9 protein-coding genes are annotated in these 12,149 nt (G+C 61.6%); 1 reads left to right on the top strand and 8 read right to left on the bottom strand.

Going from position 1 to position 12,149, the window contains the following annotated elements:
* Nucleotides 1-171 precede the first annotated feature (171 nt).
* Entirely contained in the window at nt 172-1,908 is a 1,737-nt protein-coding gene (locus tag JFU37_RS29460; protein WP_201120639.1) for an N-acyl-D-amino-acid deacylase family protein, read from the top strand.
* 450 nt (nt 1,909-2,358) lie between these two features.
* Here JFU37_RS29460 and JFU37_RS29465 read toward each other — a convergent pair whose 3' ends face one another.
* The 8 genes from JFU37_RS29465 to JFU37_RS29500 form a co-directional block, all read right to left on the bottom strand.
* Entirely contained in the window at nt 2,359-3,765 is a 1,407-nt protein-coding gene (locus JFU37_RS29465) for an SRPBCC family protein (protein WP_201120640.1), read from the bottom strand.
* Nucleotides 3,766-3,849: 84 nt separating this feature from the next.
* Nucleotides 3,850-6,213, bottom strand: coding sequence for an arylsulfatase (locus tag JFU37_RS29470; RefSeq protein WP_201120641.1), 2,364 nt, complete (start codon nt 6,211-6,213; stop codon nt 3,850-3,852).
* Between the two features lie 96 nt (nt 6,214-6,309).
* On the bottom strand, nt 6,310-6,786 hold the full coding sequence (locus JFU37_RS29475; RefSeq protein ID WP_201120642.1) for a 2,4'-dihydroxyacetophenone dioxygenase family protein: 477 nt from the start codon (nt 6,784-6,786) through the stop codon (nt 6,310-6,312).
* Nucleotides 6,787-6,898: 112 nt separating this feature from the next.
* A complete protein-coding gene (locus tag JFU37_RS29480) occupies nt 6,899-7,909 on the bottom strand; it encodes an enoyl-CoA hydratase/isomerase family protein (protein WP_201120643.1) in 1,011 nt (336 codons plus the stop codon).
* A gap of 13 nt (nt 7,910-7,922) precedes the next feature.
* Nucleotides 7,923-8,297, bottom strand: a complete 375-nt coding sequence (locus tag JFU37_RS29485) for a hypothetical protein (RefSeq protein WP_201120644.1) — start codon at nt 8,295-8,297, stop codon at nt 7,923-7,925.
* Nucleotides 8,298-8,413: 116 nt separating this feature from the next.
* The gene (locus tag JFU37_RS29490; RefSeq protein WP_201120645.1) at nt 8,414-9,652 is read right to left on the bottom strand and encodes a thiolase family protein; all 1,239 of its coding nucleotides are present in this window, start codon (nt 9,650-9,652) and stop codon (nt 8,414-8,416) included.
* Nucleotides 9,653-9,681: 29 nt separating this feature from the next.
* Nucleotides 9,682-10,683: an alpha/beta hydrolase gene (locus JFU37_RS29495; protein ID WP_201120646.1), complete on the bottom strand. Its 1,002-nt coding sequence runs from the start codon at nt 10,681-10,683 to the stop codon at nt 9,682-9,684.
* Nucleotides 10,680-12,137, bottom strand: a complete 1,458-nt coding sequence (locus tag JFU37_RS29500) for a wax ester/triacylglycerol synthase domain-containing protein (RefSeq protein ID WP_201120647.1) — start codon at nt 12,135-12,137, stop codon at nt 10,680-10,682. The genes JFU37_RS29495 and JFU37_RS29500 overlap by 4 nt, the downstream gene beginning before the upstream one ends.
* Nucleotides 12,138-12,149 lie beyond the last annotated feature (12 nt).

The raw sequence follows: 12,149 nt of genomic DNA on the forward strand, positions 1-12,149 counted from the left end.
TGCCAGGAAAAACAATCATGGCGAAACTGATCTTCTGAGAGCAGGGATCATTCACGCGCTACACAACCCGTCATCTGCTTCACCGAAGCGCTCTCGCAAGCACTCAAAGACAGCAGTCCCACGGTAAGCGCCGTATTGCCGAGCAATGCAATTTCTGATCAGGGGTGAGCGATGGAAACGATGTTTGATTTGGTCATACGCGCAGGCATGGTAGCGGACGGCTTGGGCAATCCGTTGTTCGAGGCCGACATCGCGGTGCGCGATGGTCGGATTGTCGAAGTGGGCAAGGTTTTGGGTTCGGCGAAGGAGGAGATCGATGCGCGTGGCCTGGTGGTGACGCCAGGCTTCGTGGATGTTCACACCCACTACGATGGCCAGGCTATGTGGGATTCGAGGCTGGCTTCATCGAGCTGGAATGGCGTCACGACCGTGGTCATGGGCAACTGCGGCGTCGGGTTCGCGCCAGTGCGCACGCAGGACCGCGAGCGCCTGATCGAGCTCATGGAGGGGGTGGAAGACATCCCCGGAGCCGTGTTGCATGAGGGGCTTGACTGGCAATGGGAAAGCTTCGGCGAGTACCTTGCCGCCCTGGAGCGGCGGCCCCATGACATCGATATTTGCGCGCAGCTGCCTCATGGTGCCCTGCGTGTATACGTGATGGGCGAGCGTGCCACCCGCCTGGAAGCCGCGACTGCCGATGATGTCGCGCAGATGCGCATACTGGCGGCAGAGGCTATGCACGCCGGGGCCATCGGTTTTTCGACGTCGCGCACGATCAACCATCGGACCCTCAATGGCGATCCGACCCCCTCGTTGCGCGCCGCTGAAGATGAACTGATGGGCATCGCTATGGGCCTCAAGGATGCCGGTCGTGGTGTCATTGCCCTGATCACCGACTTCGATACGCCCGATCTTGAAACGGAGTTTGCGATGATGCGCCGCATCGTCGAGCAGTCGGGCAGGCCAATGTCATTTTCCCTGGCGCAGCAGACACACAGGAAGGAGTCGTGGCGCCAGTTGCTTGCGCTGACCGCCGATGCGGTAGAGGCGGGGCTGCCCATGCGCGCGCAGGTGGCACCGCGGCCGATTGGCACGCTGCTCGGTCTTCAGGCAAGCCTCAATCCATTCTTCGAGTGCGCCAGCTACATGGGAATTGCCCATGAACCCTTGGCGCAGCGCCTAGCGCTGCTGAAGGATGCCGGTCTTCGACAGCGTTTGCTGGAAGAAATAGAACTGCCACCAAAGAGCGGTTTGGCGCGGCATCTGACGTCGTTCGGGATGATTTTCCCGCTCGGCAATCCGGCAAACTATGAGCCGAATCGCGACACGTCGATTGCGGCGCAAGCGGCCAGGCAGGGCCGCAAGCCCGCGGAGCTGGCGTACGACATGTTGCTCGAGGATGAAGGCCGCAGTTTCCTCTACGCCCCGTTTGCGAACTACGCGGATTTCAATCTTGATGCCTGCGGCGAGATGATTGCCGACCCGAACACGGTGATGGGATTGGGCGATGGCGGAGCGCACGTGGGGGTGGTTTGCGATGCCAGCTTCCCGAGCTATCTGCTGACACATTGGGGCCGGGACCGCGAAAGTGGCAAGTTCGCCCTGTCCTGGCTGGTCAAGCGCCAGACCAGCGACACGGCACGCGCTGTGGGCCTCTTTGATCGCGGGGTGATCGCACCGGGCATGAAGGCGGACCTCAACGTCATCGATATGGATCGGTTGGGGCTGGACCAGCCGCAAATGCACTTCGACTTGCCGGCTGGCGGCAAGCGGCTGCTGCAGGGCGCGCGCGGATATGTCGCGACCATTGTCTCAGGTGTACCGATTTATCGGGAAGGGAAGGCCACGGGTGCGCTGCCAGGGCGACTGGTACGTGGCCCGCAGAAGAGCGATAGCGCAGCACTCTGAGAGTAGGTTCGATCAGGCCGGGGCGAACGGTTGCTGACACAAGGCTGTCGTCCCCCGGCAACTCTGCGCAGTCGATCAGCGTCATAAAAAACCTCCCCGGGCCAGGCTCGGGGAGGCGAGGGGCAGAGCAGAGGATCACAGGTAACCGGTTTTCCGTGCGTCGCTGATCATTACCCGGCGGATCAGGCCAGGGAAAGGCGATTGATATGGAAAATCAGTTTGGCGAACGACCCGACCAGTACCAGATTCTGGCCTTTTTGCATGGCTCGCACCATAGCGTCGGCGACCAGCTCCGGCTCACAGCCCTTGGCCTGATAATAAGCCTGTAGTCGCCGGTGCCGGGCAATTTCGGCCGGAAGCGGATGCGCCAGGTCAGTTCGGTGGCCTGGCCCAGATCGCGCAGCAAGATCTCGCCCTGGTATGCCGGTGCCGGTGCCGGATCGTGCTTCCTCAGCAGCGCTCGATGAGCGGTTTAAGACGTTTGAGCAGCATTGCCCCGAGCATCCGTTGGAGCAGGCAGCGCAGCAGGTTGCCGGTGCCGGGCAATTTCGGCCGGAAGCGGATGCGCCAGGTCAGTTCGGTGGCCTGGCCCAGATCGCGCAGCAGGATCTCGCCCTGGTGACAGATGAAGGGAGAGCCCTCGGTCACCCGGTAGCGCAGGCTGTGCGGCGGTTGCCAGTCGATGACCTGCTCGACCACGCGCCCACCGGGGCCGTGCATCAAGCGCTCGCTGCCGTGGCCGTTGCGCTCGCCATTACCGGCACGGTGGACAGTCACCGGCTTGAAACCACTCCATTGGGCCATGCCCTCGTGATCACTGATGTGGGCCCAGACCTTGTTCGCCGGTGCCTCGATCCGCACGCTGTGTTCGATGCAGTGAGTGTCAGGCGCTGGCCGGCGGGCCAGCGGCAGCGGCTCGAAGCCCCAGGCACGGTCAGCCTTGCCCGGCTTGAGCCAGAGCACTTCGTAGGAGAAATCCTGAGCATCGTTGAGGTAGACCACCCCAGCATTCAGCAGCGGGATATGCACCGGGCGGCAATTGGGTCGTGCATGGGCGGCGCGGGCTCGTCGGTAAACCGTCATCAGATCCTGCTTGTTGTGCGCGCCGAAGGCGATGTTGAGGATGCCCTGGTCGCACACCCGATAGCCCGCGGGCCGGGGTTTGCCGAGCGGCTCCAGGTATTGCACGACTTCCAGCAACACGTCACCGGCGAGGAACAGGCAGCTTCTTTTTTTCGCCCCTGGCAGGCCCCAGAGCGCTTCGTGCTGCGGATGGTGCAAAGTCGCCTCGGCTTCGGTCAGGCCGATGCCATTGCGCAGGAACGCGCAGGTTTGTTTAAGATCAGGCACGGACATGGTCACCGAGCGGATGGCTGCGGGGCAGTCCCGCCCAGGTTTGACCTGGCCGGCCAGCGGATCGGCTTCCATGATCTCGACATAGACCCCATCGGGGTTGCGCACGCAGGCCCGGCGCTGGCCAGCTTGGCCTTGCACCGCGGACAGCGGTTGCGAACCGAGGCGGGCGAGGCGGACCAGGGTTTCATCGAAATCGGCGACCCAGAGCCCAATACGGGTGTAACCGATGTCGCAGGGGCGGAAGTCGCTTGGCAGCGGTCGGGCGATCGGGTTTTCGAACTGGAACAGTTCGAGCTGTGCCCAGGGGTTGCTGCCGACCAGCCACCAGCAGGTCGAAGCAGCCTTGGGTAAACCTTGCACCCGTGAGGGCAGCAGGCCGCGCATCATCAATCGACTACCACCGGCTGGCAATAGGCCGAAGCCCTCGCGGAACCAGTGCTCGGTCAGGCGCAGATCGACCACGGACAGGGCAATCTGATTGAGTGGGGGAACGAAAGTCATATCGGTATCCGTCGCTCAGGAGATGTTGGGTAGCACAGGCGTCACGCCAAAGCCGTCCCGGGAGCCCGGGACGACTGCTGCAGGTCAGGGCATGTAGGCGACGTGCACGTCATTGATCTTGCCGTTGAAGGCAAAGGGCGCGCGCTCGAAGTAGTCCAGAGATACCGGCGAGCCGAGGTCCTCGGCCACATCGAAGGTCTCGCTGGCGGTGAAGATCAACGGTGGGGTGAACGGCGTTGTACCCTTGGCGATTTCCTGGTCATTGAGGCGCAGGCTGAGGTTGGCCGGTGACCCAGGCTTGGCCGCGGTCATGGAAGTGAGCACCTCGATACTGACCTTGCCGGCCGGTACTTTCTCCGCCGAGCGCAGCTTGACCCGGGCGATGGCGAGCGCGTTGTATTCATAGACCAGATGACCGTCATCCATGTAAAGACTCACGCCGCCACCGATACCGCCCAGGGCGTACAGCACGCCGTTGGCGTTCGCCGGGATGTCAGCATCTACCACCACCTTGTTGTTCTGGCTGCGCAGGTTGGGTGCCGTCAGCTCCGGCATGCGCTGGATTTTGTCGCTGAAATGCCACTCACGCTGGCGGGTGCCGACACGTACGGAAGGATCCAGCAGCGGATAAAGGCCGGCACCGAGCGGGTAGACATGGTTGGCCTTGGCTTGCACATCGAACTCGGCCTTCAACTCGGCAAGCTTCTCGGGATTGCTGGCGGCCAGGTCGGTGGATTGCGAATAATCGTTGTTTAGGTTGTAGAGCGCCCATTGGTCGTTCTCGGGGTTCCAGCCTGTGAACTGGGCAGCACCCTGGACCCAGGGTTTGCGTGGGCCGAAAACAGAGGCCATCCAACCGTCCTTGTAGATACCACGGCTACCGAGGACTTCGAAGTACTGCGCCGGCTTCTTCGACTTCACTTCGGCGTCGTTGAAGGTGTAGCGCATGCTGATGCCGTCAAGGGGGTCCTGGGCGATGCCGTTGACTTCTTTGGGCGGGGTGATATTCAGAACGTCGTATACGGTCGGCGCGATGTCGTTGACATGGTGGAACTGCCCGCGAACCTTGGCGTCAGCCTTGATCTGCTTGGGCCAGGAAACCGCCAGCGGGGTACGCGTGCCACCGAAGTAGCCGGCGACTGTTTTGGTTCCGGGGAACGGCCCCGAGCCGGCCCAGGCCCAGGCGGCGTTGTACATGCTTTCAAGCTTCGGCCCACCGAGTGCCGGCAAGCCACCGTACATGTCATTGAGGGTTTTCAACTGCTGGTCCTTGGACACCGGAATGCCATTCTGGGCCAGCAGCTCGTTGATCGTGCCCTCCATGCCTTCGGCAGAGGCGCCGTTGTCGCCGAACACATAGAAGATCAATGTGTTGTCGCGTTTGCCCTCGCGTTCCAGTTCGTCGAGGATCTTCCCGGCCTGGGTGTCGGCGTGCTCCATGAAGCCGGCAAACACCTCCATCAAACGTGCCTGGTATTGCTTTTGTTCCGGGGTGAGGCTGTCCCAGGCCGGCAGTTCGGCCGGGCGCGGCGTCTGCTTGGCGTCCTGGGGGATAAAGCCCAATGCCTTCTGGCGGGCGAAGGTTTGCTCACGATAGGCATCCCAGCCGCCATCGAATTTGCCCTTGTATTTGTCTGCCCATTGGGCATTGACCTGGTGCGGGCCATGCACGGCACCCGGGGTCCAGTAGAGGAAAAAGGGTTTATCCGGAGCAAAGGTCTGCTGACCTTGCAGCCAGTTCACCGCCTGATTGGCCAGGTCTTCGCTGAGGTGGTACTTGGGGTCGCGCGGTGGCTCTATCGGCGTGGTGTCGCGGTACAGACGCGGCTCGTACTGCGAGGTTTCGCCCGCCAGGAAACCGTAGAAATGTTCAAAGCCATAGCCGGTTGGCCAGGTGTCGAATGGGCCGGCAGCCGTGGTATCCATTGGCGGGGTGTTGTGCCATTTGCCGAAGGCGGCGGTGCTGTAGCCGTATTGCTTGAGCACCTCGGCCATGGTCGCCGAGCTTTTAGGGATCTTCCCGGTATAACCGTCCCAGTCGGTGGCCAGCTCCGAAATCACGCCGTTGCCGACCCGGTGATGGTTGCGCCCTGTCAGCAGCGCGGAGCGAGTGGCCGAGCTGATCGCGGTGGTGTGGAAGGCGTTGTAGCGCACGCCGCTGTCGGCAACTCGGCTCAGGGTCGGGGTGTGGATGGCGCCGCCGACGGTATCGGACTGGGCGAAGCCCGCATCGTCGAGCATGATCACCAAAATGTTTGGTGCATCGGCCGGCAAGTGCGATTGCTCCTGACGCTTCTGGTGCCTGGACGCTTGCAACGTCGGCTTGGCATCGCTGGCTGAGGGCGTAGGCGGGAAGGGCAGCGTCTCCTGGGCACAGGCGATCGAACTGGCCAGCAGCATGCTCAGTTTCAACGTGAAGCGCCCGGACAATGGCAGCCTCTGGGTCATGGGTATCTCCATCGATTATTGTTTTTATGCGGCGGGTTGGATTGTGCTTGGCACGTTGCCGGCGATCCGCTGAAGACGCAGGATCGCCGAGGCAGGTTAGGCAGAGAAGCTGGTGATGTCCTTGGCTTCGATGCCTTGGGCTTCGCAGAACGCCCGGTAGCGCTGTACACCGCTTTTCCAGTTTTCGATGGCGCAGATGTTGTCGTTCTCGTCGTAATACAGCAGGTCGCCCTGAGTGATATTCAGGGTGATGATTTCATCGCCGTACTCCTTTAGCGCGACCGGGGTATGGCTGGTGCCGGCGGTTTCGAACACCACGCCGCCCGGTTTGGAGATCCAGTCGTGCTCGAGGTATTTCCAGCCACCCTTGACGGTATAAACAATCACGGTGCCGGTATGGTAGTGCCTGGGCAGCGTGGTGCCGGCCGGGGCCTTGAGCAGGGTGATGGTCTCGCCACGAACCGGGTCGCACTTGATGTACTTGATGAAGACTTCGTCGCTGTAGGGAGAGAAGGGAACCCAGGGCAGGTCTTCGTCGTTGATGGCTGCGGTATCGATGCTTTCGTACAACATGGTGATGCTCCTCGGATGACTGCCATTGACGGCAACTTGGACACTCTGAGGTGCATCCTGAGGATGCGAGGCAACAATTACCCCCCCGTCGACGAGGGGGGAGGGAGCCGTTTCAGTGGAAATGCCGGGTAACTCGCGCGCTTTCCAGCAATGGCGCGACGTCATGGACAGTGCCGGGCTGTTCAAGCCCGTGGGTGATTTTTTCGTCAAGGATGTCCATGTATTCGACCAGTGCCGCCTGGGTCGAGCGGTCGGCGAAACAGCGTACGGTCGAGGTCATTTCGATGGCGAGCGCCTGGCGCAATCCAGTGTCTTGTCCAGCATGTACCGCATGCTTGGTCGAAGCCACTCCGATAGGGCTGCGCCGGCTCATGCGTTGGGCAAAGGCCTGGACCTTTTTCCTGAATTCGCTTTTGCCAAAGTGGTCGGTGATCAGGCCATTGTATTTGGCCTGATCGGCACTCCACTGGTCGCAGCCAAGCATGAATTCCAGCGCCTTGGCCTTGCCAATCAGGCGTGGCAGGCGCTGTGTGCCTCCACCGCCGGCGATGATGCCGACCAGCGCTTCCGGCTGGCCTATAGTAAAGCCGGCATCGCCAACCATGAAGCGGAAGTCGAAGCAGGCGGCCATTTCGGTACCGCCGCCATTGCAGTTGCCATTGATCGCGGCGATGGTGATCTTGCTGCTGCGCTCGATGGCAAAGTAGGCCGCCATCATCTGAAACCACAGATACAGCGTCGAGCAGCGTCCGCGCAGCCGGCGGGTCAGCGCCAGCACGGGCCGTTCGCTGGATGGCAGCTTGTCCATCAGCCACAGGCAAAATTCGGCTTGCCATTCCATCAGCTTGCTGCCGATGCGCGCGCCGCAGATCCGGTCGAGCAGAAAGGCCCGATTGTCAGCACTGATCTTTTGCAGCTCGGCAATCGAGAAGTGGAAGATATAGGTATCTTCGAGGCCGCCGGTCAGCACGAGCACACCGATGCTGCTGTTCTGTTCGGCGGCCTTGAACACCTGGTGCAGTTCGGCGCAGATATCGACCGTCAGGAAGTTGGCCGGTGGGTTTGCCAACTCGATCCACAGCGTGCGCTCGAGTTGGGTAGTCTTGAGGTAGCGCAGTTCCATGATGGTTTTATCCTTATCGAGTACTGCTCAAATAACGCCAGAACAGCAGCGCAAAAATGATGTCGCCGGATGCCAGTACCGGCAGCGGCCAAGGAATATTGCCTGCCAGCCAGTGACCGTAGATGACAGCAACGACGAGGATCTTGAGCAAGATCCCGAGCACGATATAGGGACGATAACGCACTGGATCGCGGCTGATCATCCAGTAGGCCCAGCCGAACATCACCACCAGGGCCATGGTGATTTGAATGAACAAAGCGGACGTCGGCGTGACTTGCAGCCCCATCAAAGCGGCGACCGGTTGCAAGGCCACCAGAAATGGAAGGCCTGCCAGTACGTTGAAACCAGCGGCGGAACCGAAGAGGGTGCGGGCGGAACTGTTGGACATGAGATTTTTCCTGCAAAGTGTTGTGTAGGCTTCAGCGCAGCAGGCTGAGCAGTGTCGGATAACTGTTGGGGAAGAGCCTCCCGCTGCAGCGGGCTTGTACCCAATGAGCAAAGAAACTATTTGCTCAGAATGTGAATCGCCACTGCCGCTTCCTCGATGCCCTGCAAACCGCCACCGTTTTCCTGAATGGCGTGGCGTGCACCCTCTACCTGACGTTTGCCGGCTTCGCCGCGCAACTGAGTTACCAGTTCGCAGAGCTGGCCGATACCGGTGGCGCCGAGGGGATGCCCTTTGGATTCGAGGCCGCCCGAGGTATTGACCGGAATTCGCCCTCCGAGGGTGAATTCGCCGCGTTCGGCTGCAGATCCGCCCTGGCCGAGGGGGACGAAACCAAGGTTTTCGACCTGGATGATTTCACCCATCGCCGACGCATCGTGTACTTCGGCCACATGCATGTCCTGCGGCCCCAGGCCCGCCTGCTCATAAGCCAGGTTGGCGGCCAGGCGGCCGACGTGCAGCAGTGGCTGGTCGAGGCGGCGGTGGCTGAAACTGCGCATGACGCTGGCGGCGACCTTGATGCAGCGGCTCTTGTCGGCGCCGATGCGCTTGAGTCCTTCCTCGGTGCAGAGAATGGCCGCCGCGGCACCGTCCGACAGCGGTGCGCACATCGGCAAGGTGATCGGGTAGGTGATCGGCGGCGCAGCGAGGATCTCCTCGATGCTGAACGGCTTGCGAAATTGCGCGAACGGGTTATGTACCGAGTGGTTATGGTTTTTCGCTGACACCGCAGCGATCTGCCGCTGGGTGGTTCCGTAGTTACTCATGTGATAACGGCACATGGCGGCGTAGATGGCCATGAACTTGCTGTAGGGCTTGTCCGATTCCGAACCGTCCGGGACTTCAACCCCTTCGCCCATCTTCACCAGCATCTGGTAGTTCTCTTCGGCTCGCGAGACATCCCAGCCGGCTTCGAAAATTGAGAACGCCTTCAACTTGTCGGCGATGTTCATCTTTTCCGCGCCGAGCGCCAGCGCGACATCGGCAGTGCCGGCCTTGAGGCTTTGCACCGCCAGATTGAAGGCCGAACTGCCGGAGGCACAGGCGTTTTCGATGTTGTAGATGGGGATGCCTTCGATGCCGAGCTTGCTGAATACGACCTGGCCCGGAATGGCGATCTGACCCTGCAGCGGTCCATTGGTCATGCCTGCATAAAAGGCGATGCCCAGATCCTCAGTAGTGCAGCCGGCGTCCTGCAATGCGCCATTGAGGGCTTCGCGCGCCAGGTCGTCGAGGCTGCGTTCAATGTGCCGACCGAACACGGTCATGGCGATGCCGGCGATATAGATAGTGCTCATAAACATTCCTTATTTTCAGTTGACCGGCGTCAGGTTCGAGCTTCGTGCGCGGCTGAAGTGGGAGAGCAAGAGGTGCTTGCCGGCTGATGCGAGTGACGCTCGACGAACTCGCCGACGCAGGCCAGTGCATCCTGTGCTTCCGGTAGCCAGTCCACGGCCTGCCAGACGTGCGGCATCTGTGGCCAAACTTGCAGCTCGGCGTGGGTTCCAGCGTTACGCGCTTGCGCAACGGCGATTTGCGATTGATGCAGCAAGCATTCGGTGCTGCCCGCTTGCAACAGTAGCGGCGGCAACCCGTGCAGGCTGCCGGCACAGGGCGATACGCCGGGGTCGTGGGCGGCGACCTCAGCGACCACCACTCGCTGCAGCAACTCGAGTGCACCGGCGCCGATCATCGGGTCGTCAGCGGTCGCCCGCGCATCGAGCCGGCGGATGGAATCGATACAAGTGCCTGGCGAAAACATCACGGCGCAGGCAGGCAAGGGCAGGCCGGCATCACGAATTCGCTGCAAGGTAGCCAGCGTCAGTAAGCCACCGGCGGAATCGCCGATCACGATAATCCGTGCAGGATCCTGGCCCTGCTCGAGCAGCCAGCGATAGGCCGCAAAGCAGTCCTCGTGCGCGGCCGGCAGCGGGTGCCCGGGCGCCAGCCGGTAATGCGGCATCAACGTCCGGGCACCAAGGGTCAGGCACAGTCGCGCGGCGAGCCGGGCATGCAGGCGCGGCGTACGGAACATGAAGCCTCCGCCATGCAGATAGAGGATGACGCGGCCCGACTTGATTGCGTCGACACCGATCCAGTCGGCGGCCACCCCACGGGCACTGATGTGTTCACGGTTGAAACCTCTGCCGCCGCCGCCCAGCCAGCGATCCAGCCTGGTCAGTAGCGTCTGGACCTTGGCGAGTTCCATAGGTTTGGCCAGGCGGGCCTTGACGATGTGCCGGTAGAACCACAGCAGAAACCGCGCCCGCAGACTCAAGGGGCGTGGCGCATTCGGCAGCGGCGGTGAGCAATTCAGAGCTGGACTCATGCCAGCCCCGCATTACGTGCGGCCGGCCTGCGGGCGGCTGCAGCGGCTTTCTTCCTCGGCGCTTTCACCGGCGCCGGCAGCCTCTGGCTCGGGCCGTCGCCGAGCACCTGTTCAAGGGTGTCAAAGGATTGCTGCACCAGGCAGGCAAGCCGTTCGACATCGGGCACCACAGAGCGCAGCGAGGTGAGCGACATGAAGGTTTCGTCAGCATAGGTCCAGATACCCACCATCAGCCGCGCCCCAAGCGACGGGCCCATCATGGGTAGGAAGTAATCGAGCCGGCTGCCGTTCAGGTACAACGGCTGCGGCAGGCCGAATGGATTGGAAATCAGCAGGTTGGCCGTCGCCGGGAAACGCTCGCCGACGCGTAACATGTCAGGCAAAGCGGCAAACGTCATGTTGATCATGGCGTAAAGCTTGGCACCAGCCGGACTCATCGCGCCGATATCCTTTTTGGCGCGGTTCATGGCCCCATGGATGCTGGCCAGGCGAGTGCGACCATCGCTACCCGGCGTGCCGAGGGTAACCAGCGCAGCGGAAAGCTGGTTACCGGAACCGGCCAGCTTGAGGGCCATTGGCACTATGGCCACCAGCGGCCTGGTTGCCGGCTTGCCCGATTCTTCCAGATAAGTGCCGTAGGCGTCGTCGATCACCGTGGTCATGACATCGTTGAACGAACACCCCGTCGCCTTGGCCAGCGCCTTGACCTGTGTTACCGGGAAACGTACCAATCCATAAGTACGCTCTCCTGAGCCCTGACGTTCCAGGCGGGTTTCAGGCGCAGCCAGGGGCAGGGCGATTCCGCCTTTGCCGGTGATCAATCGCAGGCTTTGCCGTAAGTACACCTTGCGCATATCGGTCGCCGCGCGAGTAGCGTCACGCATGGTGCCCAGCACCCGGCGCAGGACAGACGGGCGCTCCTTCCTTTCCTGATCCGGCACAACATGTTGCAACCAGGTCGATACGCCTTGCCACGGCGCCCGAATGGTTTTTCGTTGCGCGGACTGCGACATGGTTTCACCCATCAGGCGAAATATCGCCATGCCATCCCATTGCGAATGATGGGCGACCAGCAAAAACGCGAAGCGCCCACCTTCCAGGCCTTCGATCCAATGGCAGCGCCACAAAGGCAATGACCATGACAGCGGTTCGTGCATCGCTTGCGCTGCAGCGTCGCGCAATTGCTGATCGTTGCCTGGCGCCGGCAAGCGCAGCTCGACGAGGTGGTTGTCGAGGTCAACGTCGACCTCCTCCCAGTAGGGCAGGCCGCTAAGCCGGAGCCGCGGTCGGAGGTTGAACGGTGCGCCGACGGCACGTTTTTTCATCGTCGCCAGCAGTCGACGGCTGTAATCAGCCCTGACCCCTGACGGCGGAGTGAAAACGTGCAGAAACCCTCCGTGCACGGGAATAGTCCTGGACTCCAGTGGAAACCACGACATATCGAGCAGCGTCATGTTCATCGGCAT

Source organism: Pseudomonas sp. TH41 (assembly GCF_016650695.1).
Lineage (GTDB): Bacteria > Pseudomonadota > Gammaproteobacteria > Pseudomonadales > Pseudomonadaceae > Aquipseudomonas.

Bases quoted from the DNA above. Each gene is read 5' to 3' on its own strand.
- JFU37_RS29460 (WP_201120639.1), top strand. From the start codon at position 172: ATGGAAACGATGTTTGATTTGGTCATACGCGCAGGCATGGTAGCGGAC.
- JFU37_RS29465 (WP_201120640.1), bottom strand. From the start codon at position 3,765: ATGACTTTCGTTCCCCCACTCAATCAGATTGCCCTGTCCGTGGTCGAT.
- JFU37_RS29470 (WP_201120641.1), bottom strand. From the start codon at position 6,213: ATGACCCAGAGGCTGCCATTGTCCGGGCGCTTCACGTTGAAACTGAGC.
- JFU37_RS29475 (WP_201120642.1), bottom strand. From the start codon at position 6,786: ATGTTGTACGAAAGCATCGATACCGCAGCCATCAACGACGAAGACCTG.
- JFU37_RS29480 (WP_201120643.1), bottom strand. From the start codon at position 7,909: ATGGAACTGCGCTACCTCAAGACTACCCAACTCGAGCGCACGCTGTGG.
- JFU37_RS29485 (WP_201120644.1), bottom strand. From the start codon at position 8,297: ATGTCCAACAGTTCCGCCCGCACCCTCTTCGGTTCCGCCGCTGGTTTC.
- JFU37_RS29490 (WP_201120645.1), bottom strand. From the start codon at position 9,652: ATGAGCACTATCTATATCGCCGGCATCGCCATGACCGTGTTCGGTCGG.
- JFU37_RS29495 (WP_201120646.1), bottom strand. From the start codon at position 10,683: ATGAGTCCAGCTCTGAATTGCTCACCGCCGCTGCCGAATGCGCCACGC.
- JFU37_RS29500 (WP_201120647.1), bottom strand. From the start codon at position 12,137: ATGACGCTGCTCGATATGTCGTGGTTTCCACTGGAGTCCAGGACTATT.